This is a genomic window from Bacillus sp. FSL H8-0516 (genome assembly GCF_038635285.1).
Lineage (GTDB): Bacteria > Bacillota > Bacilli > Bacillales > Bacillaceae > Bacillus > Bacillus safensis.
The window spans coordinates 2,674,009-2,699,523 of sequence record NZ_CP152051.1 but is presented as its reverse complement, the minus strand read 5'-3'; the positions used below and the strand labels follow the sequence as shown (position 1 = coordinate 2,699,523).

Genomic DNA, 25,515 nt, shown 5'->3' with positions numbered 1-25,515 from the left:
GATTCCCGCATCGGTCTCGTATTTTAACAGGTGATCAAGAAAATGAGGAGTGACGTCAATGGAAAAGGAAAGCAAACGTGAACAACTGCTCAGTCTGTTAGGAGAAATGCCAGAACGTCATCGCGTGGAGGCTTATACGTTAAAAATGGAAGAACGTGAATCATATGTGGTTGAAACTCTCATTCTCTCTATGAATGGTGTAGAGGAAGTCCCTGCTTATTTCGTGAAACCGAAGGATACGGTGAAAAAAAGACCCGTTGTGCTGTTCCAGCATTCTCATGGAGGGAATTACGTGAATGGGAAGGAAGAGTTGTTAAAAGGTGCTCATTATTTGCAAACGCCTTCATATGCAAAAGAGTTTACGTCTAAAGGATATAGTGTACTGGCCATTGATCATGCAGGGTTTGGTGAGAGAAGAGGAAGAACAGAAAGTGAAATTTTTAAGGAAATGCTTTTAACAGGAAAAGTGATGTGGGGCATGATGCTGTATGAAAGTATGTGTGCGATTGATTATTTGCTGTCTCGATCTGATGTGCTGGCGGACAGGTTAGCTGTCTTTGGGATGTCAATGGGCGGTCTTCTTTCCTGGTGGACGGCTGCACTTGATGAGAGGGTCAGTGTGTGTATTGATCTTTGTGCACAGGTGGACCATCATACATTAATTGAAACGAACAATTTGGACAGACATGGCTTTTATTACTATGTACCGGGCTTGGCGAAGCATTTTACAGCAGCGGACATTCAAGAAATGATTTTTCCAAGACCGCATTTAAGCTTAGTTGGAAAGCTTGATCAGCTTACGCCTGCTGAAGGCGTTGGAAGGATTCAAAAGGTATTGAGTCAAACCTATCAAGTTGCTTCATTGAAAGAACGTTATCAGCTTACCCGTCTTCATGCAGGTCATTTTGAAACAGCCGCTATGCGTCACGAGGCGACACGATTTTTGAAAAAGTGGCTGTAATCAAGAAACGCTTGGACATACTACGTCAAAAGAAAGGAGGAGACAGATGAAAAAAATCACCATCATTGGCGGATGCGGTGTGATTGGACGTCTTTTAACAAAAGCGCTCTCTGCTGAGTACAGCGTCACGATTATTGATTTAACAAGCTGTGTAGAAGGAGTCATTTTAGCCGATGCAGCGAATGAACAGAATGTATATGAGGCAATTCCGCGGGATACAGATGTGATCTTGCATCTTCTAAACATGGACATGACGCATGATGTGATGGATCATGAAGAATTTGCAAAAATGACTGATATTTTTTGGAGGAGTACCTATTATATGTTTCGTTCAGCCGCGCGGCTTGGCATACGAAAAGTCATTTTTGCAAGCAGCAACCATGTGACGGATCGTTATGAAGAGGATGGACGCTCCTTACTTGGACGGCAGATTACAACTGACGATGTGCCTGCGACTAAAAATGTCTATGGCATTTTAAAGTTTGCTTCCGAACAGCTGGGACGTTTGTTCCACGATCAATCGGGAATGTCTGTCATCAATTTAAGAATTGGAACAGTTGTAACAGATGAGATGAAGGCATTGCACAAAAAGCAAAGAACAAAAAGAACTCTGCTGTCACACGAGGATCTTACAGGTATGATAAAGGCAGCGGTTGAATCAGATATTCCCTTTGGGACCTATTATGCAGTATCAGAGAATGAAGAAAAGCCGTGGTCTACTGAGAAAACGAAACTGGAGTTAGGCTATGAACCAGATGTCAATACGACGGAAATCCTCGAAGAAAATGATCGAGCATAAGGCATAATCATGTCATGAGCTAATGATCTTATTCTTTTGTTTCATGAGCATAAAAGCACGGCTGATATGATCTATCCAGTTGGTCTGTCAAAATGATTATAGACGCTTTCTTCCCCCGTTTGTTACATTTTAATCACGATATCGTCACAGGCTGCAGCTTACTTTCAGATGAAATGATAACGCTTTCAAAGAAAGGGTGTGATGAACATAGATCGTTCTATTAAAGGCCGATTGTTCAATTTATTTAATTACTCTTTTCTACTCATGTTCGCATTAATATGTGTGCTTCCGTTCATCCATGTCATTGCCGCCTCTTTTGCAACAGTAGAAGAGGTCATCACGAAGAAGTTTATTTTGTTCCCGACGACGTTTTCTCTAGAGGCATATCGATATATTTTTTCTACTGATATTGTGTATCGCAGCCTCATTGTGTCCATTCTTGTGACGCTCGTTGGAACAGCTGTCAGCATGTTTTTGTCCTCGCTTATGGCATACGGGCTGTCTCGTCAGGAGCTAAAAGGCCGGAGAACACTGATGTTTCTCGTTGTTTTCACGATGCTGTTTAGCGGAGGTATGATTCCGACGTTTATTGTGGTGAAAACACTTGGTCTGCTTGATACCTATTGGTCACTTATTCTCCCGGTTGCAATCAATGCGTTCAACTTAATCATTTTGAAAAACTTCTTTCAAAACATACCGGCAAGCCTTGAGGAATCAGCGAAGATGGACGGCTGTAACGATTTAGGGATTTTCTTTAAAATTGTGCTCCCACTTTCTTTGCCAGCCATTGCTACTATTTCACTTTTTTATGCCGTGACGTATTGGAATACGTATATGACTGCCATTCTGTATTTAAATGATTCAGTGAAGTGGCCGATTCAAGTGTTGCTGAGACAGATTGTCATTGTCTCAAGCGGAATGCAGGGAGATATGTCGGATATGGGCTCATCCACCCCACCGCCAGACCAGACGATTAAAATGGCTGTCATTGTTGTGGCAACCATTCCGGTTCTGCTTGTCTATCCATTTATTCAAAAGCATTTCAACAAAGGGGCATTACTAGGTTCTGTAAAGGGTTAAAAAGATGGAACAACGGAGGGATCTTATGGGGAGAAAGAAATTATGGCTGATTGCGTTTGTTCTGTTATTTGCAGCAAGCGGTATTCTGTCAGCATGTTCAAGTAAAGGGGCAAACTCATCAGATGAGAAGGTTGATCTAGACAAAAAGGTAAAGCTGACATGGATGGCGATTTTATATCATCAGCAGCCACCGAAGGATTCCGTTTTAAAAGAGATTGAGAAGCTCACAAATACAGAGCTTGATATTACATGGGTACCTGATGCTGTGAAGGAAGATCGTTTAAATTCCGCACTTGCAGCAGGGAATTTGCCACAAATTGTGACGATTCAAGACATTAAAAATTCGTCTGCGATTAATGCGTTCAGATCTGGCATGTTCTGGGAAGTCGGTCCGTATTTAAAGGATTATCCAAATTTAAGTAAGATGAACGAACTGATTAATAAAAACGCTTCTATAGACGGCAAGCTTTATGGCATCTATAGAGAAAGACCACTTTCAAGACAAGGGATTGTCATACGAAAGGATTGGCTTGAAAATTTAAATTTGGATACACCAAAAACATTGGATGATTTGTATGAAGTAGCCAAAGCCTTTACGGAAAAAGACCCGAATCAAAACGGAAAAGCTGATACAATTGGCTTTACGGATCGTAATGATTTAATTTATGGCGCATTTAAAACACTTGGTTCATATGAAGGAATGCCGACAGACTGGAAAGAAGAAAACGGGAAATTCACGCCGGACTTTATGACAGATGAGTACATGAATACAATGAAATACATGAAAAAGCTGCGCGACAATGGCTATATCAACAAAGACTTCCCAGTGACAAGCAAAACCCAGCAGCAGGAATTATTCTCACAAGGAAAAGCAGGTATCTATGTTGGAAATATGGTAGATGCCGTGAACCTGAGAGATGATGCGACAGATAAAAACATGAAAGTAGATATTATCAACCGAATCAAAGGCCCAGATGGCAAAGAACGTGTGTGGGCATCAGGGGGGCATAATGGCATCTTTGCATTCCCTAAAACAAGCGTGAAATCAGAGGCGGAATTAAAGCGGATTTTGGCCTTCTTTGACCGTATTGCCGAAGAAGATGTATATGGTCTCATGACGTACGGTATAGATGGCAAGCATTATAAGAAAGAAGAAGGAAATACATTTGTCAGGGAAGAAAGCCAAGTGAAAGGCTGGCAGACAGATGTACAGCCGCTTGTCAGTCTTGTAGGAATTGATAAACGTTACTTAAAAAATAAAGGGGATGCAGTTCGTTCTAAATATGAAGAGCTAGAAGAAGACAATCAAAACATCATCGTTGCCAATCCTGCTGAAAGCCTGTATTCAGAAACAGCATCAGAGCGTGGAAACGAATTGAAGAAAATCATCGATGATGCGACGTATAAGTTCATCCTTGGTGACATCAGTGAAGATCAATTTCAGAAGGATGTAGAGAAGTGGAAATCCAATGGTGGGAATAAAATCATAGAAGAATATGAAGCTTCCTTTAAAAAATCAAAATGACCAATAGGAACACCCCCGCAAAGTAAAAAAGCGGGGGTGTTTTCATTAAAAGTCGAAGTTATCTGGATCTGGACCGATACGTTTGTTTTCATTTAAGTCAGAAAGACGTTTCATATCTTCATCAGATAAGACAAAATCAAATATATCAGCGTTTTCCTTTAAACGATGTGCTTTCGTTGATTTTGGGATGGTGATGACACCTTTTTGTACATCCCAGCGCAAAATAATTTGAGCAGGTGTTTTACCGTATGTGTCTGCGAGCTCTGTGATCAGCGGGTGATGCAGTAGTTCACCCTGCATCAGCGGTGACCAAGCTTCCATTTGAATGCCATGAGAGTTCAAATACGTAGAGAGTGTTTCCTGCGTTAGCTTTGGATGAAATTCTACTTGGTTGATCGCTGGTTTGATGTCTGCATCTTTTAATAGCTCGTCTAGGTGATGCGGCTGGAAGTTGCTCACTCCGATGGCTCTGACCTTTCCTTCACGATACAAGGTTTCCAGTGCACGCCAAGCTTCTTTGTATTTTCCTTCAACCGGCCAATGGATTAAATACAGATCAAGGTAGTCAAGCTGAAGCTTTTTTAAGCTATCTTCGTATGCATTTAGAGTAGATTCATATCCTAAATCGGCATTCCACACTTTTGAGGTGACAAAGATGTCCTCACGGCGCAGTCCTGTTTCTGCTAAACCAAGCTGTATGCCTCGTCCAACACCTTCTTCATTTCCGTAAATAGCCGCTGTATCAATACTGCGATAGCCTAATTGAATGGCTGTTTTGACAGCATCAACTAATTCAGCTCCATCTTCCACCTTGAATACACCAAGGCCAAAGCCTGGCATGAGGACCCCATTGTTTAATGTTTTTGTACTTTGTAAATGTTCCATCATAAAAACTCCTTTAAATGGTTTGTGTTTGTTCTTTTTGTTCTATTTGATAACTGATCATCGTAAGAATGGCTGCGATGAGGACCATGATGCCGCCGACCCAGCCTGTATGCACAAGCCCAAGTGTATCTGTCACGATGCCTCCTAAAAATGAGCCAATGGCAATACCGGCATTAAAGGCAGCGATATTCATGGCAGATGCGACGTCGACCGCTCCAGGTGTGTATCTTTCTGCAAAATCAACGACGGCTACTTGCAGCCCAGGCACATTCATGAAAGCAAACAGCCCCATCAGCATGACGGTTCCAATGCCTAACACTGTGAATCCTGCAGTGAAGCTAAGGATAAACAAGATGATGCTTTGGATAATAAACATATAGATCAGTGCTTTCATTGGCTGTTCATTAGCAGCTTTTCCGCCAATGACATTTCCGGCTGCGATCGTGATTCCGTATAAAAGCAGGATCAAGGCCACAGCCCCAGGCGCAAGCCCTGTCACATGCTGCAAGAGAGGAGATAGATACGTGAAGACGACAAAGGTTCCTCCATACCCTGTGGCTGTAATGACAAATAAAAGCAAAATTCTTTTTGTTTTTAATAGGACAGCTTGATCTTTAAAAGATGTTTTCACACCCTGCTTTAATTGAGACGGCACAAGAAAATAGTTGGATATCAGTGCGATCAGACCAATGATCACAATCACACCAAATGATGTCCGCCAGCCGAACTCGTGACCAAGAAATGTCCCGAATGGCACACCTGTCACAGTCGCTACTGTTAAACCAGTGAACATAAAGGCAATCGCGCTTGCCCGTTTTTCTTTCACGACAAGGCTTGCAGCAATCGTAGAACCGATGGACATGAAGATTCCATGGGACAAGGCTGAAATCACCCGGCCGATTAACAGCACTGAAAAAGTCGGGGCAATGGTGGCAAGTGTATTACCAATCAAAAAGACGAGCATAATGAGCAAAAGCAATGTCTTTCTTTTCATCGTGGAAGTAAGAGAAGTCAATATAGGCGCGCCAAATGTCACACCAAGTGCATATAAAGAGACAGTCCAGCCCGCCTGACTGACGCTCACTCCAAAGTCTTCTGAGATCATTGGCAAAAGACCGACACTAATGAACTCAGTTGTTCCTATAGCAAAAGCACTAATCGCTAGTGCGAGAAGAGCAAAATGGTTTTGCTTTTTTTTCATAAGTAAGTTCACATCCTTCTGTGATGACATTTTGATAGACGAAGCCGATCGGCAAGAGTTATTATCTAACATAGATGACGAAAAAAAAAGTACGTACTTTTTTGTAATATAGGTACTAAAAAGTGCCTGTTCGTACAAAGAGGAGTGAACATTCGATGGAAAAGAAAAAATATAATATCTCTGTGGAAGCAACGCTTGAGGTCATAGGCGGGAAGTGGAAGTGTGTGATTTTATGTCATTTGACACACGGGAAAAAACGGACGAGCGAATTGAAGCGGCTCATGCCAAACATCACACAAAAAATGCTGACGCAGCAGCTGAGAGAGCTTGAAAGTGACGGGGTCATTAATCGGATTGTCTATGAACAGGTGCCGCCTAAAGTGGAATATGAATTAAGTGAATACGGACAGTCGCTCGAAAGAATTCTCAATGCGCTATGCGATTGGGGAGCAGCTCATATTGAACGTGTGTATGGAGAGCCGCTTTCCGTGCTGGAAGACAGCATCTTAAATGAACAGTTTAAATAAAAGAGTCCCGCTTTCTTGTGAGAGCGGGACTCTTTGTCTTACATGCCTTTTTTCTGGTCGCGGTATTTCCCAGGAGTAGTACCTTCCAGCTTTTTAAAGGACCGGATGAAATTTTGCGGGTTTTTATATTTCAGTTTTTCCGAAATTTCTTTGACGGACATATCGGTTTCTACTAGCCAGTTTTTAGCGACATGGTGTCTGTAGGAAGAGAGATATTCACTAAAGGAGATATCCATTTCCTTTCTGAAAATGCTGCTTAAATAATTGGGATTGTAATGCAGGCGTGTGGCGATTTCATCCAATGTGAGATCTGAGTCGAATTCTTGATGAATAATATGAATGATTTTTTCTGAGATGTTTTTGTATTGTGAGTCTTCACGTGCAGCAAGCTGGTCAATAATTGGCCGGATGATTTCATGTTTCAGCCATGCTTCTGTATCTTCAAAGGTTTTAAATTCAAAAATCGTATCATAGAGCATTTTGTTATCTTCAACCTCAAATAATTCAATGCCCAGCAAATGCATCAGCTCAATTAAATTGTTTAAAAAACGAGCGAGGGCGATATGGTATTCGTGCGGTCCTGCATTTTTAGAAAAAATGGATTGCAGGAGCACATGTAAATAGTGATCCGCCTTGCCTTGATCGCCAGCTTTCATCGCATCAAATAAATCATGCTGCAGCTGCTTTGGAAAATGGGTTTTGAACGTCTTTCCTTGCTGAATATGCTCATATAAGATAATGGACTTTTTCTCTGCTTTGAGTCTGTATTTTAAGGCTTCTTTTCCTTCAATGTAAGCATGTTTTGCCATCGTGAGTTCCTTAAACTGGCGGCTGATTCCGATGCTGATCGATAAACCAAGCTCTTCCTCGATACGCTGCTGAATGGTTTCTGCTAATTGGTTTAAATATTCAGTAAACTCTTCATTTGACTTTGAGTGGTTGAGGATAATCGTTGTTTGATGCTGATTGACAACGGTTGGCTGAAGGTGCTCCTCTTGCGGAATAATCTGCTCGATCAGTCCATTGATCGCAAATAAAAGCAAGTCAGCATCTTTTTTTTCATAAGGTGTTCCTTTTAATGTATCGATTTGGGTCACAAGCATGGACAAATGAGACCAGCCCTGAGGAAAGCCTAAGCTTTGGAACCGGTTGTTAACTTCTTCATCTGTCAGCTTTCCAAGCAGCAGCCGTACCATAAAGTATTGCTGTAAGTGTGTCACTTGCTGCTCAATCCGTTCCTCTAAATCATTGTTTTGATCTTTCATTTGTTTAATACTCGATTCAATCAACTCAAATTCATTTTGAAAAGGCTGTTTTTGCAAAAATGATTCGTTGCGTGCAAATGACTCGTATAATAAGCGGATTGGTTTATAAAAGTGTCTAGAACCGAACCATGAAAATAGTAATGAGAGCGCTAACAAAATAGTGCAGATAATAAAGGTAATCCACCCGATTGATTTCGTTTGCTGCTTAAGTTCTGGAATAGAAACAAAGGATAGGTACGTCCATTCATTATAATCAGATTTTTGAAATGTGATTTGATAGTTGAGTTCGTCGATCTTCATATCAAATTGGCCTGATCGTTTTTCAAGTGAGAGCACATGTTTGACGATATCTTGATGTTTCAGCGATTCACCAATTTGTTCTTTGCGATTATGTAGCAGCACTTTTCCGTTGGTATCGATCACAAACATACTATCCGATTGAGAGAAGTCAGGCATGTTATCAGCAATGACGCAGCTTGGAATGCTGGCGACAGCGATTCCCTTTTTTTGAACGCTGTTCATAGGCAGTTGTTTGATTAAATTCACATTGTACTTGCAAAAGGATGCTTTTCCTTCTTTTGTCGCAACAAGTGGATTATTCTCTTCAAGTGCCCAGCTGGAGTGACTTGGTATATTGAGGTAAGAGGTCAGCGCTTTTTCTTGGTCTTCGCTTGTGACATGATAAAGCCCCGAATTGTTCATGTACCAGTCTTCCATTTTACTGACGAGTGTAATATTGGAAAGATCGGTGTCAAAGGTTTGCAGGTAATTCAGTTCCTGCTGTACTTGATTATAAAGCTGGAATTGGTCTGGATTTAAAGGTTCTGCCAGTGTTTGAAGGAGAGGCGGCGAACTGACATAGTGAGTGAGAGAATGATCAACAGTTTTTAAAATATGCTCAATATTGGATTGCGTTTGTTTGACGCTGTCGAGCTTTTCATTTGAGATATTTTCAAGTGCTGTTTTTTGCGAATGCTGATAAGAAAAAATGCCGACAATGATAACAGGAATCGTACTAAGTATGAAAAAAAACGTTACTAGCTTGTAATAAAATTTGTACTGCCTTCTTTTCATATAACCCCCCATTTCAAACAAAACAATCTTTTCCCCTTAATTTATTAATCCAAAAATCTGGTAGGTTTGTCAATAATCATTTTCTGAGATTAGGATCATTTTCTTATGTTTTATGTAACGTTTTGAGTAGCATCATCTATGAAAATATGATCTGTTGATATGATTGTAGACGGATTTTTCATCCTTAAGATACAGTTAACACATGCATGAGCATGAGGGGAGGCTTTATCAATGAAAACAGAGGATGTCACTGCCAAGGGTGTGCCTGCGGCAGCTTTGAAAAGCGAAAAAAGAAAGCGCTTACTTAATCAATTGCTAAGTCAAAAATTTTTGTATTTAATGATTTTGCCGGGGCTCATTTATTTTATTGTTTTTAAATATGTGCCAATGTGGGGGCTCATCATTGCCTTTCAAGATTACCAGCCGTTTCTCGGCATTCTTGGCAGTGAGTGGGTTGGCTTCAAACACTTTATTCGATTGTTTACAGAACCAACATTTTTCATCTTATTAAAAAATACACTGATTTTATTTGCCATGAATGTCGTGATTTTCTTTCCAATTCCGATCTTATTAGCCCTTCTTTTAAATGAAGTGAGATTGGCATTGTTTAAGAAATTTGTACAGACGATGATTTATATCCCTCACTTCATGTCATGGGTGATTGTCGTGTCCTTATCTTTTGTTTTGTTAACAGTAGATGGCGGGTTAATGAATGAATTGATTGCTTTCTTTGGAGGAGAAAAGATTAACTTCCTTCTTAGTCAGGAATGGTTTAGACCGATGTACATTTTACAGGTAATCTGGCGGGAAGCAGGATGGTCAACAATCATTTACCTTGCGGCGATTACAGCGGTAGATCCGCAGCTATATGAAGCAGCAAAAATGGATGGGGCCGGGAGACTGAGACAAATGTGGCACATCACACTTCCTGCCATTAAAAGTGTCATTGTGGTTCTGCTTATTTTAAAAATCGGTGATACGCTTGAGCTTGGCTTTGAGCATGTCTATCTATTACTGAACGCAACGAACCGGGAAGTAGCAGAGATTTTTGATACGTACGTTTATACAGCAGGTCTTAAGCAAGGACAATTCAGCTATAGTACCGCTGTTGGTTTATTTAAAGCAGCCGTTGGACTTATTTTGGTCATGCTGGCAAACCGTTTAGCGAAGAAATTCGGGGAAGAAGGTATTTATTAAAAAGGGAGATGAGGAAGAATGACTTTATCGATTGAAAAGGGATCACCGCTTGAGCATGCAGAGAAATTAGCACAAACCATTATGAAAGCGTATACACCGATTGAGCTGCCACCAGCTGGAAGATGGCATTATCATCAAGGGGTTTTCCTTTGCGGCGTCATGAAGCTATATGAGGCAACAGGGAACGAGGCGTATTTCGATTATGTGAAAAACTATGCGGACTCACTCATTGATGAGTACGGAAATTTATTATTTCGCAGGGATGAGCTTGATGCGATTCAAGCAGGACTCATTTTATTCCCTCTTTACGAACGAACGAGAGAGAAGCGGTATGTGCTGGCGGCGGAGAAGCTGCGCGGACTTTATCGTACGCTAAACCGCACGTCTGAGGGCGGATTTTGGCATAAAGACAATTATGCTTATCAAATGTGGCTCGATGGTCTCTACATGGGCGGTCCTTTTGCCTTAAAGTATGCTCAGCTTAAAGGTGAAGAGTCACTAGTGGATATGGTCATCCATCAAGAGCATCTCATGAGAAAACATACAAAAGATGAACAAACAGGTCTGTATTATCACGCGTGGGATGAACGAAAAACGATGCCATGGGCTGATCAAAAGACCGGCTGTTCCCCAGAGTTTTGGGCAAGATCGTTTGGCTGGTATGTCCTTGCATTAGCAGATATGATCGAGGATCTGCCAGGGCAGCATGAAAGGCGGAAGGTGTGGAAGGAAACGCTGACAGACATGCTGGAAAGTGTGGCAAAGTACCAGGATCAAAAGACAGGTCTCTGGCATCAAATCATTGATAAAGGAAATCACAGTGACAATTGGCTTGAAAGCTCGGGGTCGTGTTTATTCATGTACGCCATGGCAAAGGCCATGAATGAAGGGTATGTGAGCCCCCGTTATGTTGATCATGTGGTCAGAGCATATCAAGGCTTGATTCAGCATAAGACGGCTGAGAAAGAAAATGGTGATTTTACCATCCATGATATTTGTATCGGAACATCTGCGGGATTTTATGATTACTACGTTGGAAGAGAGCGTAGCACAAATGACTTGCACGGGGCAGGCGCTTTTATTATGGCGTTAACTGAGCTAGAAAAGCTGTCTGTTTTTCAAAAGGCATGAGGAGGCAAAAAAGAGCCGCCGTATGGCTCATCAGTTTCATCGCTGCCATTTGTTTATCTGCTTGTCAGGGGAAAACAAACGGGATCGATGTCCTGATTTTTTCTGATATGTCAAAGGGAATGAAAGATCAATTAGTGGAGAAGGCTTTTCAGCCGGAACAAGAGACTTATAGCGTTCACATCTTTCCGGCGATTCCTGAAAAGCTTCTTGTTGAAATTACCTCAAAAGAGGGGGACGTGATGCTTGTTCCAGAAGAAATGTTTAGAACGTATGATGATCCTGAAAGTTTTCAGCTGCTGGAAGAGATGAAAATAGGCGATCAAGCAGCAGGACCATATACGGTCGAGGACAAAAAAACAGGGAAAACGGTCGATTATGCAGTTCAAATCAATAAAGGAAAGAAAAAACTCAACGGCTATCCCTTTCAATTACACCGAGATATGGTCGCTTTCATTCCCGTGTATGCTGACAAGACGGAAGAGGCACTGTCTCTTATGAAACAGCTTCGTGAAAACCAATAGAAAATGAGGTGGGGAATGTGAAACGGGTCGTGATTTGCGGGCTGAGCCATCGTGCGTTCAATATGTTTATTCAACCGCTCACAGAGGATTTCAATGAGCATTATCGGATTACAGGGCTCCTAGATATAGATCTTCAGCGGTATACACTTTGTCAGGAGCGTTTTCCATCACTCCGGGGCGTTTCGTTTTTTCATGAAGATGCATTTGATCAGATGGTCAAAGAAACAAAACCAGATATCGTCATTGTGGCAGGCAGGGATGACACACATGTCACATATATCATGCAGGCACTTGACCATGATCTAGATGTCATCACCGAAAAGCCGATGGTGACAACAGCAAAAGACGCCAAAAAAGTGATGGAAAAAGAGGCAGAAAGTAAAGGGAAGGTCACGGTCACCTTTAATTATCGCTACAATCCTTTCCATCGAAAGGTAAAAGAACTGATTCTAGACGGGAAAATTGGAAGGGTCACATCTGTTGAACTGAGCTGGCTTATTGATACGTATCATGGTGCTAGTTATTTCAAAAGGTGGAACCGTACACGTCAATTTTCTGGCGGACTGTCCATTCATAAGTCGACGCATCATTTTGATCTGGTCAACTGGTGGATTGATCAAAAGCCGAAACAAGTATTTGCCTACGGGGCGCTGAACTATTACGGCAGCGAAAGCCCTTGGAATCCCTTGCAGGGGGAGGAAAATAGATTTTGTGGAACATGTCATGTGAAGGATATATGTCACTATGAAGCAAGGTGGAATCCGCGGGTTGAGCGCTCGAAGGTGGAGGACGACCATATTGAATCCGGTCAGGAGCAAACGCAGCAGTACTCAAACTATCGCCCGGATGCGTGCATTTTTGATCAGGAAATTGATATTGAGGATACATATGTGGCGTCAGTCGCTTATGATCAAGGGGCTCTGCTCAGCTACTCGATTCAATTCTCAGCCCCATATGAAGGCTACCGTCTGGCTATTAATGGGACGAAGGGGCGTATTGAAACAAATGAGTTTCATGTGCCATCAAGAATTCCTTTTCAATTCCCACAACAAACAATTTCTTATTACCCGATGTTTGGATCAAAGGAGACGATTGAAGTCGTGAAGCAGCCAGGCGGCCATGGCGGCGGAGATCCTTTGCTATTGGCTGATTTATTTATAGGAAAAGATCCCTTGATTCACTATGACATCTTAGCAGGAGCAGAGGCTGGAGCTTATTCGATTGCTCTTGGGGAAGGCATGTGGCGCTCTGTCACAGAAAATCGCCCAATTGAAATCGATGAATTGTTTCATAAAGAGACGGTGTAAAGAGAGAGGAGGGGAAAGAGATGGATCATGATGGTTCAATGAGCAGAATGCTGAGGATGTGTGAGTGGGTGATGAGACTCGCCTATACAAATTTGTTATGGCTTTTGTTCACCATTCTAGGGCTTGGCGTTTTTGGCTTGATGCCCGCGACCACTGCGTTATTTTCCGTGATGAGAAAGTGGATTCAAGGTCATGAGCAAGTCAATATATTCCGCACTTTTTGGAAGGTATTCAGGGAGGAGTTTGTACGCTCTAACATCATTGGAGTGGTGCTATTCATCATTGGAACGATTATTTATGTCGACCTTGCTTATATTTATCCGACGAGCTGGCTTTTACATGTGCTTCGCTTTGCTATATATATTTTCGGTTTTCTGTTTATTGTGAGCTTATTTTATATTTTTCCGCTGCTTGCTCATTACGATTGGAAAAAATGTCTCTATCTAAAATTCTCTCTTCTGCTTGGTATCTCATACTTGCAATATACACTCTCTATGCTTGTTTTCTCGGCTGTTCTGTTTGTTCTGTTTGCTTATTTACCGGGAATCGTGCCGTTTTTTAGTGTGAGCATACTCGCCTACGGTCATATGTGGCTGGCCTATCAAGTCTTTAAAAAGGTAGAGTTTGATATTGAGCACGAGACAGCAGAAGTGAAAAAGCGGCAGCCCTCTTTCCTTCAATCGAAGCGGGTGAATACGCAGTGAAGTGAATCATTTGCTATAATGGTGTCACCGTAATGAAAAGGAGAGATGAGAGTCGTGTCAGTGAAAGAAATTTCAATAGAAGAATTAAAACAAAAGCTGGAGCAGGAAGATGCCATTCAGCTTGTCGATGTACGTGAGGATGAAGAGGTAGCAGAAGGAATGATCCCGGAAGCTATTCACATTCGAATGGGCGATATCCCTGAGAAGCTGGATGCATTCGATCAAACGCAGGAATATTATATTATTTGCCGCTCTGGTAAACGTAGTGAAAATGTCTGCTATTACCTAGAAGATCAAGGCTACCAAGCGACAAATGTCGTTGGCGGGATGCTTGCTTGGACAGGAGAAACAAAACCGAAGCTGTAAATAGAAGGCCTTTCATCTTAACGATGAAAGGTTTTTTTGTTCATATGCCTCTCTCTATGTGCATAAAGATAGAGTAGCGAGAGAAGGGAGAGTGGCATAGGTGCTAAAGGTAGCTGTATTTGATGAAGAGCATGAGAAAGATTTGCAGAGCGAAATTAATCATTTTTTAAAAGGAATGGATGACGACCAAATCATTGACATCAAGTACAATGTAGCGGTGATCTGTGAGCAGGGAGGGGAACAGCTCTACTGTTTTTCTGCACTCATTTTATATAAAAAATAGACGGCATCAAAAAAGGACCTGCTTGAAGGGTCCTATTTCTTTGATTAGCTGGCGTCAATATATAACCGGTGCTTGTTGCAGTGAACACATTGAAAAAGATAGCTTTGTAAGTCTCCTCCGTTGACGAGCCATTGCTTTAGGTTCTCTTTCGTTAATCCTTCGCCGCTGCAAATGTCTTCGATATCCTCGGCGAGTTCTTCCTCTAGATGTTCAATCTCTTTCCAGCCGACATACTGGACGATTGCACAAAAATCTCCGCAATGACTTAACCAATATTCCTGCTGCCATCCGCGATAGCCTGGCGTTCTGAAGATCAGCTCATCGATATATTCCTCTTGATCGACGTCATCACAGCTCGCATCGTCTTGAAAGGTTCCATTGTATTTTTTCGCCGCTGATCCATCTTTAATGCACCAAGGACAAATTCCCTCTACATCTTCAACAGTATAAAAAGGGCCATGGTACACATAATCTCTTTCTTTCTCACAAACAGGACATGTCGTATGCTCTTTTTTGATCACGTTTAACGAAACTGGATCTGGGTTGTACTTGAACGTAGGTAACGTCATATAAACCTCCATTATGTAGAAAGTGATGATTCATCATTATTTTAAAGGAATCCTCAAGCTCGCGACAATCTTAAATTGTATATATAGAAAAAAGCCGTTCGGATAAGGAACGGCTTTTTCTCGCTTGCGATTATGCTTTTTTTACTCTTGGACTTCTTGGTTTATTGACTTGATTGGTTTGTTTGATGATTCTTCGTTCATCATTTAGTGATTTATACAGCGAGACAATCATCAATATAATGACAACGGAGAACGGCAAGGCTGCGAGCTTGGCTGTATTTTGCAGGGCTTCAAGTCCCCCTGAAAATAAAAGCACAGCAGCAACAGCCGATTGGATAATGCCCCAGCTGACTTTGACACTGCCAGGAGGGTTTAACGATCCGTAGGTTGTCTGCATTCCAAGCACAAATGTAGCTGAATCAGCCGATGTAATAAAGAATACGGCGATTAAAATGAGTGCTAGTATCGATGTAATCATCGCCAGCGGATATTCATTCAGTACACCGAAAAGCATCGTTTCAGTTGAAAGGCCTGCAACATCGACAATATTCTTTTGCTGTAAGTCCATTGCAGATACACCGAAAATCGAGAACCATAGGAAGACTAGGATGGAAGGAGCGACTAAGACACCCACTAAAAATTCGCGAATCGTTCGCCCGCGTGACACTCTAGCGATAAAGATCCCGACAAATGGTGCCCAAGAAATCCACCATGCCCAATAAAAGATCGTCCATCCATTAATCCATTCTCTCTTTTCAGGATCATTGGGAGATAGACGGAAGCTCATTTGAACAATATTAGATAAGTATTGTCCAATCGAGTCAGTAAATGAATTTAAGATAAAAACAGTTGGACCTACCAAAAGTAAGAAAAACATCAGAACAGCTGCTAATACCATATTGATATTACTTAAGTATTTAATGCCTTTTCCAATCCCTCTTAAAGCAGATGCAAGGAAAAGCACCGTCACAATGATAATAATGATCAATTGTGTGCTAAAGGTATTTGGAATATGAAAAAGGTAATTCAATCCACCATTTATTTGTGCCGCGCCTAATCCTAGGCTTGTCGCAACACCAACCACGGTTGCAAATACCGCAATACAATCGATGGTTTTACCGATCCATCCGTGAATTTTATTTCCTAAAACGGGCTGCAGCGTTGCACTGATTAAGCCAGGTGCGTCTTTTCTAAATTTAAAGTAAGCAATGCAAAGTGCAACAATGGCATAAATAGCCCATGCATGAAGCCCCCAGTGGAAAAATGTATAGCGAAGGGAATCACGGAAGGCCTGCGCAGTTTCAGTCTCCCCTGTTGGTGACTGAATAGCATAGTGGCTGATCGGTTCAGCTGCTCCGTAAAAAACAAGACCAATTCCCATACCGGCACTAAATAGCATAGCAAACCAAGAAAATAAACCAAATTCAGGCTCTTCCCCCGGTTTTCCTAGCGTAATCTTACCGATTGGGCTAAAAATAAAGAATAGACAAAAGCCGACAAGCAGTGATACCACTAACAAGTAATACCAGCCAAAGTCATTTGTAATGTATGTTTGAATTTGATCTGTGACATTTTGCAATGACTCTGGAGAAAACGCTCCCCACATCACGGCAACAAATGTGATCGCAATCACAATCCAAAATACACTTGATACGTTTTTCACACCATCTCACTCTCCTGTTGTTCTACACGTTTAAGCAGAGGACTTTTGCTTAATATCCCCTAACTCAACTTATTTCAAACAAAAAGAGGCGAGCTTCTCACTCGACCTCTACTTTACCGTAACATGTTTTGCTTCCATTTATCAACTATCGATATGGGAAGACGATTTTTCCTCAATTCGTTTGCGAAGACGGTGGACATATTCTTTTAAACATACTGCGAAAATAGTAAACGCCAAAACAATGGCGACTTTTAACGGAGTAATGGACAGCTTCAAGAAAACAGCGGCTGTCAAACTGATAACGACCGCAAGAACAATCGGTAATGCACGTCTGATCATTGAACTCTCTCCTTTGCTTCTAGTGCAGCATTCATGCCGGCAAGCCTGCCTGTCACAAGTGCTGAAGTGATATTGTAGCCGCCTGTGTAGCCGTGGATGTCTAAAATTTCTCCGCAGAAATAAAGACCGGGCATTTTTTTAGACGCCATTTTCTTCGGTTCAATTTCCTTCACAGAAACGCCGCCTCCTGTCACAAACGCTTTGTCTAAGGATAGCGTACCATTTGCATGAACAATAAAATGTTTGCAATCATGGGCAAATGCACGCAGTTTATCCTTGGCTAGACCAGAGAATGTGTCTTGTGGATCAATCCCGTTCCGTTCTAACAGAAACAATAAATAGCGTTCTTGCATCCAAGACTTGAGGACATTTTTAATGGCTTTCTTCGGTTCATCTTTAAGGTCACGATGAAGCTTCTGGAACAGCTCCTCGTCATTCAGCTTCGGATATAAGTCTATTTGCAGGCGGACAGTCGGCTGTTTTTTCAATTCCTTCACAACAAATCCGCTGCATCTAAGAACAGCTGGACCTGATAAACCAAAGTGAGTAAATATCATATCCATGACATGTGTGACGACGGGTTTTCCTTTTTTATTTAAAACACTGACAGCCACACTTCTTAAAGAAAGACCTTGAAGCACTTTTTCTTTAATAAATCGTTCATCGGATGTGACCGGTACCTCTGTTGGGAAGAGCTCTGTAATGGTATGACCGGCTGCTTCTGCCCATGCATAGCCGTCACCAGTAGAGCCGGTATGCGGCACACTTTTTCCGCCGACAGCAATGACGACAGACTTACTTGAAATTTTTTCATCATTATTTGTAACAATTCCAGCTGCTTGTCCGTCTTGATACAGAACTGTTTTAATTTTTTCGTTCGTTCGAATGGTGACATTGAGGGCTCGGAGCCTGTCTAGAAGGGCATCCACAACAGATTGTGCTTTGTTTGAGACAGGGAACATACGTCCATGGTCTTCTTCTTTTAGTTCAATGCCAAGGTTTTCAAAAAACGAAATAATATCCTCGTTGTTGAACTCAGAAAATGCACTATATAGAAAACGGCCGTTTCCGGGAATATGTTTGATGATTTCTTCTACTGGAAGGCGATTGGTGACGTTACAGCGTCCGCCGCCAGAAATGGCCAGCTTTCTGCCAAGTTTGTTTCCTTTGTCAATTAACAGAACAGTCGCACCGTGCTCTGCTGATGCAATCGCGGCCATCAGCCCAGAAGGTCCGCCGCCAATGACAATGACATCATAATGTTTCATGTTACATTCCTCTTTCTACTTTCAGTCATTTTTCTATTATAACGAAGATTAGGGAAGGCTGAAATATGAATTGATTGGTTTTGTGACTTCCGTATTGGATTTGTTACCTGTGTATTGAATTGATGTGGTAAAATAGTTAAGTTGAATATTCATTAGAAAAATGGTGGTTAAGCGCATGTCTAATAAACTGCTTCGTGGTACGTTGGTTTTAACGATAGGGACGTATCTCTCTCGTATTCTTGGTATGATTTATTTAATTCCATTTAGCGCAATGGTTGGAGCTACTGGTGGTGCGCTATTCCAATATGGATACAATCAGTATACGATCTTTTTAAGTATCGCTACGCTTGGTTTTCCAACAGCGGTATCAAAATTTGTTTCCAAATATAATGCGATCGGCGATTATGAGACAACAAGAAAAATGTTCAGGGCGGGTATGTCGGTCATGCTTGTCACCGGGATGATCGCCTTTTCTATTTTATATTTGTCCGCACCGATTTTTGCCAAGATTCAGCTTGGCGGATCAAATGAAACAGGCGGTTTGACTGTCGATCAAGTAGTATATGTGATTCGAATGGTCAGCTTAGGTCTTTTGGTTGTACCGATCATGAGTCTTGTACGCGGGTTCTTCCAAGGACACTCCATGATGGGACCGACAGCTGTTTCCCAAGTGATTGAACAGCTTGTCAGAATCATCTTCCTATTAACGGCGACGTTTATTATTTTAAAGGTGCTTGACGGCGGGCTTGTCATTGCTGTCGGATATGCAACATTTGCGGCTCTGATCGGTGCATTTGGCGGTTTATTCACGCTTTATTTATATTGGCTGAAGCGGAAGGACCGGCTCTTAGCCATGCAGCCGAATACAGGCGCTCACTCTGATTTATCTTATAAGCAAATGTTTACAGAGCTGTTTAGCTATGCGGCGCCGTATGTGTTTGTTGGACTTGCGATTCCAATTTATTCTTATATCGATACAAACACAATTAACAGAGCCATGATTGCATCCGGACATCAGGATATTAGTACAGCGGTATTGTCCATTGTGACGTTATATTTACCGAAGGTCGTGATGATTCCTGTGTCACTTGCCACAGCGTTTGGCTTAACATTGATTCCGACGATTACGGAATTATTTACAGCACGTAATTACAAGCTGCTCAATAGACAAATTGATCAGACGATGCAAGTCATTTTATTTTTCGTGCTGCCTGCTTCATTTGGTATCTCGGCATTGGCTGGACCGGCTTATTGGTTTTTCTATCCGTCTGTTCATCCTGAGATTGGGATTTCCATTTTGTTCTGGTATGCACCTGTTGCATTATTGTTTTCTTTATTCACCATTAATGCAGCGATTCTGCAAGGGATCAACAAACAAAAATTTGCGATCGTCAGTCTTTTGTTAGGGATCATTATTAAAACGGTTCTAAACATCCCGCTGATCAGCTGGCTGCAAGGAAATGGTTCTGTATTGGCAACAGCATTAGGCTACAGTGCGTCCATCTTGTATATGTTTATCATGATTAAACGCCATGCCGGCTATTCGTTCCGCAGAATTTTCAAACGTTTTATTCTCATTGGTATTTTAACGGCGATCATGGCTGTCGTGGCATATTTGACAAGTCAGCTTGTGAACCAAGTAATTTCTTATGAAGACGGAATTTTACAAGCGGGTATCGTCATTTTGATTTCCATGATCACTGGCGGCGGTGTGTATATGTACTTGTCTTATAAGGTGGGATTACTAGAGCGTGTACTGGGCAGCCGTATGCCGAAATTTTTAAGAAAAAAGAGTTAAGAAGAGGTAGATATTCATGAGGCTTGATAAATTACTTGCTAACAGCGGCTTTGGTTCAAGAAATGATGTGAAAAAGCTTGTCAAAGCCCGGGCGGTCACAGTGAATGGAGAAGTGGCAAAGCAGGTGAAAGATCATGTTGATCCATCAAATGATGAAGTACTCGTACACGGAGAGCGTGTAGTATATAAAGAATTCATTTACTTAATGATGAACAAGCCAGAAGGGGTGATCTCGGCAACTGAAGATTTGCGGGATGAAACGGTTGTCGATTTACTTGAGCCGGAGGATATCGCAAGGGAGCCATTCCCTGTGGGGAGACTGGATAAGGATACGGTCGGTCTCCTTCTCCTCACAAATGATGGACAGCTTGCTCATCAATTACTTTCTCCAAAAAAGCATGTGCCAAAAACGTATGAGGTTCATTTGAAATATCCTTTAGGAGATCAAGACATTAAGCGTCTTGAAGAGGGAGTTGTCATCTTAGATGATTATCACACGAAGCCGGCGAAGGTGGAAGTAGATGCAAATGAAGAGGAAGATACACGCATCCGTTTGACGATTACTGAAGGGAAGTACCATCAAGTGAAGCTAATGGCGCAAGCGGTGGGAAATGAAGTGATCTTTTTAAAAAGGCTCTCGATGGGGGCTGTCTCTTTAGATGAAGAACTAGCACCCGGAGAGTACCGTGAATTGACGGATGAAGAATTAGACAGCTTAATGAATCGTGAATAACATAAGAACAAAAGAAAAGAACCGGCTTATCGCCGGTTCTTCAGCGTGTAGACAAACCCTCGCATTCTTTGTCAGTCCTGCGCGCTGGTGCTCACGAATGTTAAATTCGCTCCGCGCCAGTGCTCGTTCTTCCTAGACTTCAAAGGTTTTCTATCACGCTGTAAAGAAGACAAAGGGCTAAAATAAAAATCATTTTAGCCCTTCGTCAACAATTTGCAAAAGAAAAGAACCGGCATATCGCCGGTTCTTTTTGTTATATGGACAATTCATTATACGCTTAAGATGATATTTTTACTTTTTTTCTCGTTGTTTCCCATTTGCCTCTGCTTGGACTATGAACAAGATCGTTATAGGCAAGCACGTTTAAGTCTCTTTGAATGGTTCTAGGTGTGATCCCGAATTCATCAACCAGCTCTTGTGTCGTCACAAGACCTTTCTCTTGAATGAACATATAGACTGATTTGATTCGAGTCATCATACGGTTTGTTGAAGGTTTCAAAAAACCACTCCCTATCAATAAGATCGGATGGACTTGACTAACCACAACTTACTACACTAAAACTGCGAAATAAGGACAAGCAACAATGGTAAATGTTCGTGTTTCTTAATGTTTTATTCTATTATACACGTTATTATGCATCTAGTTCCACCAAAAAGTCAACTTTACGTGTTTTTAAACTTGTCTTCATGAAATAAAATATGGTATATATCATGATTTGAATCCGGTTACAACCCAATAATGATAAGGGATGCGATTGAAGCTGACATTTTCAAATTCCGAAAAATAAACACAGAAAATTTACAAAATAAAAAATTCAGTGAAGGCAAAAAGGCACATTCCATGTGAGGATGTGCCTTTTTTGTTTCTGTTATCCTTCTAAGAAAAAGAGCTGAATGAAAAATAAGACCGCAAAGATGAGAACAAGCACATGTACTTCTCTCCATTTCCCTTTTGCCAATTTCACAAGCGGATATGAAATAAATCCAAGTGAAATTCCTGTAGAGATACTAGAAGTCAGCGGCATCGAAAGAATAACAAGGAAAGCAGGGAATGCCTCGTCTAGTTCGTTCCAGCGAATGCGTGACACCGAGTTCATCATCAAGCAGCCAACAATGATTAAAACAGGTGATGTGATCGATGGTAAAGAAGAAATAGCTTGAACGAGCGGGCCGAAAAATAATGCCACAATAAACAGTGCAGCGACCGTTAAAGACGTCAGCCCAGTTCTTCCGCCAGCAGCTACTCCTGATGATGATTCAATATAAGCAGTGGTTGGGCTTGTACCAAACATAGAACCAACTGTTGTTGCAGCAGAGTCAGCGAGCAGAGCTCTGCGCACTTTTGGCAGCTGGCCATTTTTCATTAATCCCGCTTGTTCGGCAACGCCGATCATCGTGCCTGTTGTATCAAAAATCGTCACCAGTAAGAAGGAGAAGACGACAGCATACAAATGATGAGAGAACACGTCACCAAAGGCAGCGATTGGATTTGTAATCAGCATGCCTTCAGGCAGTGCAGGGATGTCCATCAGTGTTTTAGGGAAATGAAGCTGGCCGGTTGCGAGCGCAATCAATGTGGTCGCTAACATGCCGATAAACAGTGCACCATTTATTTGAAGCACCATTAAAATAACCGAAATCATTAAGCCGACAAGCGTTAAAATGACAACAGGCGAGCTTAAATTGCCAAGCTTCACAAGGTTTTCTGGATCAGCAGCGATGATCCCAGACTGACGAAGGCCGATAAATGCAATGAAAAGCCCGATTCCTGCCGTAATACCGTACTTTAAATTATCTGGAATGGCTTGAATCAGTTGTTTTCTAAGGGATGTTAACGATAAAATAATAAAGAGTATACCAGCAACAAATACCGCACTAAACGCTGTTTGATAGCTGATGCCGCCACCGCCGACAACGGTAAAGGTGAAATAGACATTCAGCCCCATGCCTGGTGCAATGGCAATCGGATAATTTGCAAATAGTGCCATCCAGAGCGTACCGACAACAGCAGCGATGATTGTTGCAGTAAAGACTTGGTCAAAAGGAATACCTGCTTTTGAAAGAATTCCCGGGTTGACGGCAACAATATAGACCATAGTAAAGAATGTCGTCATACCAGCGATTATTTCTTTCTTTATGTTGGTTTGATTTTCTTTTAACTGAAACATAAAATCCTCCATTTACGAACATTATTACAAAACAATTAATATAATATTCGTTTTAAGGGTGGATTGCAACCTTTTTTCAAGGAGGAATGGAAAAATGAATTGGGAAGCTGAAGTAATACGAAAAAAAGACGACTTAATTCAGGACACACAATCTTTTTTACAAATTGAAAGTGTCCTTGATGAAGAAGGCAAAGAAGGAAAGCCATTTGGTGAAAAAGTCGATGATGCCCTGCAGTATATGCTGAAAAAAGGGGAAGACGAAGGCTTCACAGTCAAGAATGTCGACGGCTATGCAGGTCATATTGAATACGGGGAAGGCGAAGACATTGTAGGTGTGCTGTGTCATGTGGATGTGGTGCCTGCTGGCGACGGCTGGACAACCCCGCCATTTTCAGCTGACATCAGAGAAAATAAAATCTTTGCACGCGGGGCTATTGATGACAAAGGCCCAACCATGGCGGCATTTTATGCGCTGAAGATCTTAAAAGATACTGGTCTGCAGCTGTCGAAAAAAATTCGAATGATCATTGGAACAGATGAAGAAAGCGATTGGCGCTGTGTGGACCATTATTTCAAGCATGAGGCGATGCCGCAAATCGGATTTGCACCAGACGCCGATTTTCCGATTATTCATGCGGAAAAAGGGATTATTGATGCCACCCTGTCATTTACATATCAACAAACAGCGAATCATCAGCGCTATACGCTGAAGCAATTTACATCGGGTATGAGGCTCAATATGGTGCCAGATGAGGCAGCTGCTACTGTGACTTGTGCACAGGAACACGATGCTGAATTAATAAAAACAGCTTTCGAAGCCTATCTTGCTGATCATCAATTATCTGGTGAGGTAAAAAGCGCAGCGGATGGACTGCATTTTACATTAAAAGGGGTATCTGTTCATGCCATGGAGCCGGCGCATGGGACAAATGCGGGCATTCATATGGCGAATTTCTTATGCGGACACGAATTAGATGAGCAGGGACTTGCCTTTACTTCCCAAATCAACGCTTTATTTGATCAGGATACAAGAGGACAAAAGCTGGGAATTGCTTGCAAAGATGAGATTAGTGGAGATTTGACGTTGAATGTTGGGACAATCCGCTATAAACAGAATGAGGAAGCAAAGCTAGGGTTAAATGTCCGCTATCCAGTGACAGCAGACGGCAAGGACGTCAAAAAAGGAATTGAAAGCATCAAAGGGGCGGTCCTTCTAAAATTCGAAGACAGTCCTCCGCATCACGTCTCAAAAGATCATCCGCTTGTGAAAACCTTGCAGCGGGTATATGAGGAACAAACGGGAGATCCTGCAACCCTTATTGCCATTGGGGGAGGAACGTATGCGAGATCTTTAGAAGCAGGCGTTGCCTTCGGACCTTTATTTCCTGGCAGACCTGACTGCGCCCATCAAAAGGATGAATATATTGAAATTGATGACTTGCTGAGAGCAACAGCTCTTTACGCACAAGCCATGTATGAATTAGCAAAATAGAAATTGGAAAAGAGAAGAGGGGATTCACAGTGAAAAAAATGTTCTTATGCTCTTCATTCAAAGACAGCTATTCTCTCTTATCTGACTTTGCGGGTGAATCTTTAAAAGGAAAGCGCGTGACTTTCATTCCAACGGCAAGTGCTGTAGAAGAAGTCACGCACTATGTGGAGGCAGCGAAGGAAGCCTTTCAGCAATTAGGGATGCAGCTTGAGACTGTACAGATAGATGAACAGTCCGCTGAAGAGATCGCGCAGATGATCAAACAAAATGATGTGATGTACGTTTCAGGAGGCAACACTTTTTATTTATTGCAGGAGTTAAGAAAGCATCGTCTCGATGCCGTGTTGAAAGAAGAAATCAACAACGGCAAGCTGTACATCGGAGAATCTGCGGGGAGTATCATCATGGCGCCAAGCATTGAATATATCTCCCTGATGGATGAACAAAAGAAGGCGCCGGAGCTTTCATCATTTCAAGGTGTCAATGAAATAAGCTGCTATCCAGTACCGCATATGCATAATGCCTATTTAGGCGAGGCTGCGCAGCAAATCACAGAGAAGTATCAGCAGACGCTCGATTTATGTCCGCTTACTGATGAACAGGCTTTACTGATCAGAGGGGAACAGGCTGAGGTGAAATCAGTCAAAATATCTTAACCG

The 25,515-nt window shown here is 41.9% G+C and carries 25 protein-coding genes; 16 read left to right on the top strand and 9 right to left on the bottom strand.

Going from position 1 to position 25,515, the window contains the following annotated elements:
* Positions 1-58 precede the first annotated feature (58 nt).
* The 4 genes from MHB67_RS13625 (at position 59) to MHB67_RS13610 (ending at position 4,365) form a co-directional block, all read left to right on the top strand.
* Positions 59-961, top strand: a complete 903-nt coding sequence (locus MHB67_RS13625) for a dienelactone hydrolase family protein (RefSeq protein ID WP_149126363.1) — start codon at positions 59-61, stop codon at positions 959-961.
* Between the two features lie 46 nt (positions 962-1,007).
* Positions 1,008-1,760 (top strand): NAD(P)-dependent oxidoreductase, encoded by a 753-nt coding sequence (locus MHB67_RS13620; RefSeq protein WP_073207079.1) that lies wholly within the window; start codon positions 1,008-1,010, stop codon positions 1,758-1,760.
* Positions 1,761-1,979: 219 nt separating this feature from the next.
* Positions 1,980-2,840 carry a carbohydrate ABC transporter permease gene (locus tag MHB67_RS13615; RefSeq protein WP_087976618.1) on the top strand — a complete coding sequence of 287 codons (861 nt, stop codon included), beginning with the start codon at positions 1,980-1,982 and terminating at the stop codon, positions 2,838-2,840.
* 25 nt (positions 2,841-2,865) lie between these two features.
* On the top strand, positions 2,866-4,365 hold the full coding sequence (locus MHB67_RS13610) for an extracellular solute-binding protein (RefSeq protein WP_073207075.1): 1,500 nt from the start codon (positions 2,866-2,868) through the stop codon (positions 4,363-4,365).
* Between the two features lie 45 nt (positions 4,366-4,410).
* Here MHB67_RS13610 and MHB67_RS13605 read toward each other — a convergent pair whose 3' ends face one another.
* Complete coding sequence (locus tag MHB67_RS13605) at positions 4,411-5,253, bottom strand: aldo/keto reductase (RefSeq protein WP_342492571.1); 843 nt, start codon at positions 5,251-5,253, stop codon at positions 4,411-4,413.
* A 10-nt stretch (positions 5,254-5,263) separates the two neighbouring features.
* A complete protein-coding gene (locus tag MHB67_RS13600; RefSeq protein WP_333482112.1) occupies positions 5,264-6,451 on the bottom strand; it encodes an MFS transporter in 1,188 nt (395 codons plus the stop codon).
* Between the two features lie 155 nt (positions 6,452-6,606).
* Between MHB67_RS13600 and MHB67_RS13595 the strand changes: the two genes are divergently transcribed.
* On the top strand, positions 6,607-6,978 hold the full coding sequence (locus tag MHB67_RS13595) for a winged helix-turn-helix transcriptional regulator (protein WP_003217763.1): 372 nt from the start codon (positions 6,607-6,609) through the stop codon (positions 6,976-6,978).
* A gap of 38 nt (positions 6,979-7,016) precedes the next feature.
* Here MHB67_RS13595 and MHB67_RS13590 read toward each other — a convergent pair whose 3' ends face one another.
* Positions 7,017-9,317 (bottom strand): helix-turn-helix domain-containing protein, encoded by a 2,301-nt coding sequence (locus MHB67_RS13590; RefSeq protein WP_044332425.1) that lies wholly within the window; start codon positions 9,315-9,317, stop codon positions 7,017-7,019.
* A gap of 231 nt (positions 9,318-9,548) precedes the next feature.
* Here MHB67_RS13590 and MHB67_RS13585 point away from each other — a divergent pair, with 231 nt between their 5' ends.
* From MHB67_RS13585 to MHB67_RS13555, 7 genes are all read left to right on the top strand, one after another.
* Positions 9,549-10,514, top strand: a complete 966-nt coding sequence (locus tag MHB67_RS13585; protein WP_024424886.1) for a sugar ABC transporter permease — start codon at positions 9,549-9,551, stop codon at positions 10,512-10,514.
* A gap of 18 nt (positions 10,515-10,532) precedes the next feature.
* The gene (locus MHB67_RS13580; RefSeq protein WP_133744326.1) at positions 10,533-11,645 is read left to right on the top strand and encodes a glycoside hydrolase family 105 protein; all 1,113 of its coding nucleotides are present in this window, start codon (positions 10,533-10,535) and stop codon (positions 11,643-11,645) included.
* On the top strand, positions 11,642-12,166 hold the full coding sequence (locus tag MHB67_RS13575) for a hypothetical protein (protein ID WP_024424885.1): 525 nt from the start codon (positions 11,642-11,644) through the stop codon (positions 12,164-12,166). Before MHB67_RS13580 ends, MHB67_RS13575 begins: the two co-directional genes overlap by 4 nt.
* A gap of 17 nt (positions 12,167-12,183) precedes the next feature.
* Entirely contained in the window at positions 12,184-13,473 is a 1,290-nt protein-coding gene (locus MHB67_RS13570; protein ID WP_024424884.1) for a Gfo/Idh/MocA family oxidoreductase, read from the top strand.
* A gap of 20 nt (positions 13,474-13,493) precedes the next feature.
* The gene (locus MHB67_RS13565; protein ID WP_024424883.1) at positions 13,494-14,177 is read left to right on the top strand and encodes a YesL family protein; all 684 of its coding nucleotides are present in this window, start codon (positions 13,494-13,496) and stop codon (positions 14,175-14,177) included.
* A 54-nt stretch (positions 14,178-14,231) separates the two neighbouring features.
* Positions 14,232-14,543 carry a rhodanese-like domain-containing protein gene (locus tag MHB67_RS13560; protein ID WP_024424882.1) on the top strand — a complete coding sequence of 104 codons (312 nt, stop codon included), beginning with the start codon at positions 14,232-14,234 and terminating at the stop codon, positions 14,541-14,543.
* A 100-nt stretch (positions 14,544-14,643) separates the two neighbouring features.
* Positions 14,644-14,826, top strand: coding sequence for a sporulation protein Cse60 (locus MHB67_RS13555; RefSeq protein ID WP_024424881.1), 183 nt, complete (start codon positions 14,644-14,646; stop codon positions 14,824-14,826).
* Positions 14,827-14,870: 44 nt separating this feature from the next.
* Here the strand turns inward: MHB67_RS13555 and MHB67_RS13550 are convergent, their stop codons facing one another.
* The 4 genes from MHB67_RS13550 to MHB67_RS13535 all read right to left on the bottom strand — a co-directional run bounded on the left by MHB67_RS13550 (position 14,871) and on the right by MHB67_RS13535 (position 18,665).
* Positions 14,871-15,395 (bottom strand): CbrC family protein, encoded by a 525-nt coding sequence (locus tag MHB67_RS13550; RefSeq protein ID WP_024424880.1) that lies wholly within the window; start codon positions 15,393-15,395, stop codon positions 14,871-14,873.
* A gap of 130 nt (positions 15,396-15,525) precedes the next feature.
* Positions 15,526-17,058 (bottom strand): BCCT family transporter, encoded by a 1,533-nt coding sequence (locus MHB67_RS13545; protein ID WP_342492570.1) that lies wholly within the window; start codon positions 17,056-17,058, stop codon positions 15,526-15,528.
* Positions 17,059-17,199: 141 nt separating this feature from the next.
* Positions 17,200-17,397 carry a hypothetical protein gene (locus MHB67_RS13540; protein ID WP_254966515.1) on the bottom strand — a complete coding sequence of 66 codons (198 nt, stop codon included), beginning with the start codon at positions 17,395-17,397 and terminating at the stop codon, positions 17,200-17,202.
* Positions 17,394-18,665: an NAD(P)/FAD-dependent oxidoreductase gene (locus MHB67_RS13535; RefSeq protein WP_103132343.1), complete on the bottom strand. Its 1,272-nt coding sequence runs from the start codon at positions 18,663-18,665 to the stop codon at positions 17,394-17,396. Before MHB67_RS13535 ends, MHB67_RS13540 begins: the two co-directional genes overlap by 4 nt.
* Before the next feature lie 175 nt (positions 18,666-18,840).
* Between MHB67_RS13535 and MHB67_RS13530 the strand changes: the two genes are divergently transcribed.
* Together MHB67_RS13530 and MHB67_RS13525 are read left to right on the top strand one after the other, a co-directional pair.
* The gene (locus MHB67_RS13530; protein WP_025092401.1) at positions 18,841-20,463 is read left to right on the top strand and encodes a polysaccharide biosynthesis protein; all 1,623 of its coding nucleotides are present in this window, start codon (positions 18,841-18,843) and stop codon (positions 20,461-20,463) included.
* A gap of 16 nt (positions 20,464-20,479) precedes the next feature.
* The gene (locus MHB67_RS13525) at positions 20,480-21,196 is read left to right on the top strand and encodes a pseudouridine synthase (protein ID WP_342492569.1); all 717 of its coding nucleotides are present in this window, start codon (positions 20,480-20,482) and stop codon (positions 21,194-21,196) included.
* Between the two features lie 277 nt (positions 21,197-21,473).
* Here the strand turns inward: MHB67_RS13525 and MHB67_RS13520 are convergent, their stop codons facing one another.
* Both MHB67_RS13520 and MHB67_RS13515 read right to left on the bottom strand, forming a co-directional pair.
* Positions 21,474-21,695, bottom strand: coding sequence for a DeoR family transcriptional regulator (locus tag MHB67_RS13520; protein WP_008356419.1), 222 nt, complete (start codon positions 21,693-21,695; stop codon positions 21,474-21,476).
* A gap of 370 nt (positions 21,696-22,065) precedes the next feature.
* Positions 22,066-23,364, bottom strand: coding sequence for an NCS2 family permease (locus MHB67_RS13515; RefSeq protein WP_024424875.1), 1,299 nt, complete (start codon positions 23,362-23,364; stop codon positions 22,066-22,068).
* Positions 23,365-23,458: 94 nt separating this feature from the next.
* Between MHB67_RS13515 and pepV the strand changes: the two genes are divergently transcribed.
* Together pepV and MHB67_RS13505 are read left to right on the top strand one after the other, a co-directional pair.
* Positions 23,459-24,856 carry a dipeptidase PepV gene (pepV, locus tag MHB67_RS13510; protein WP_342492568.1) on the top strand — a complete coding sequence of 466 codons (1,398 nt, stop codon included), beginning with the start codon at positions 23,459-23,461 and terminating at the stop codon, positions 24,854-24,856.
* A 29-nt stretch (positions 24,857-24,885) separates the two neighbouring features.
* Positions 24,886-25,512 carry a Type 1 glutamine amidotransferase-like domain-containing protein gene (locus MHB67_RS13505; protein ID WP_342492567.1) on the top strand — a complete coding sequence of 209 codons (627 nt, stop codon included), beginning with the start codon at positions 24,886-24,888 and terminating at the stop codon, positions 25,510-25,512.
* The last annotated feature ends 3 nt before the right edge of the window (positions 25,513-25,515 follow it).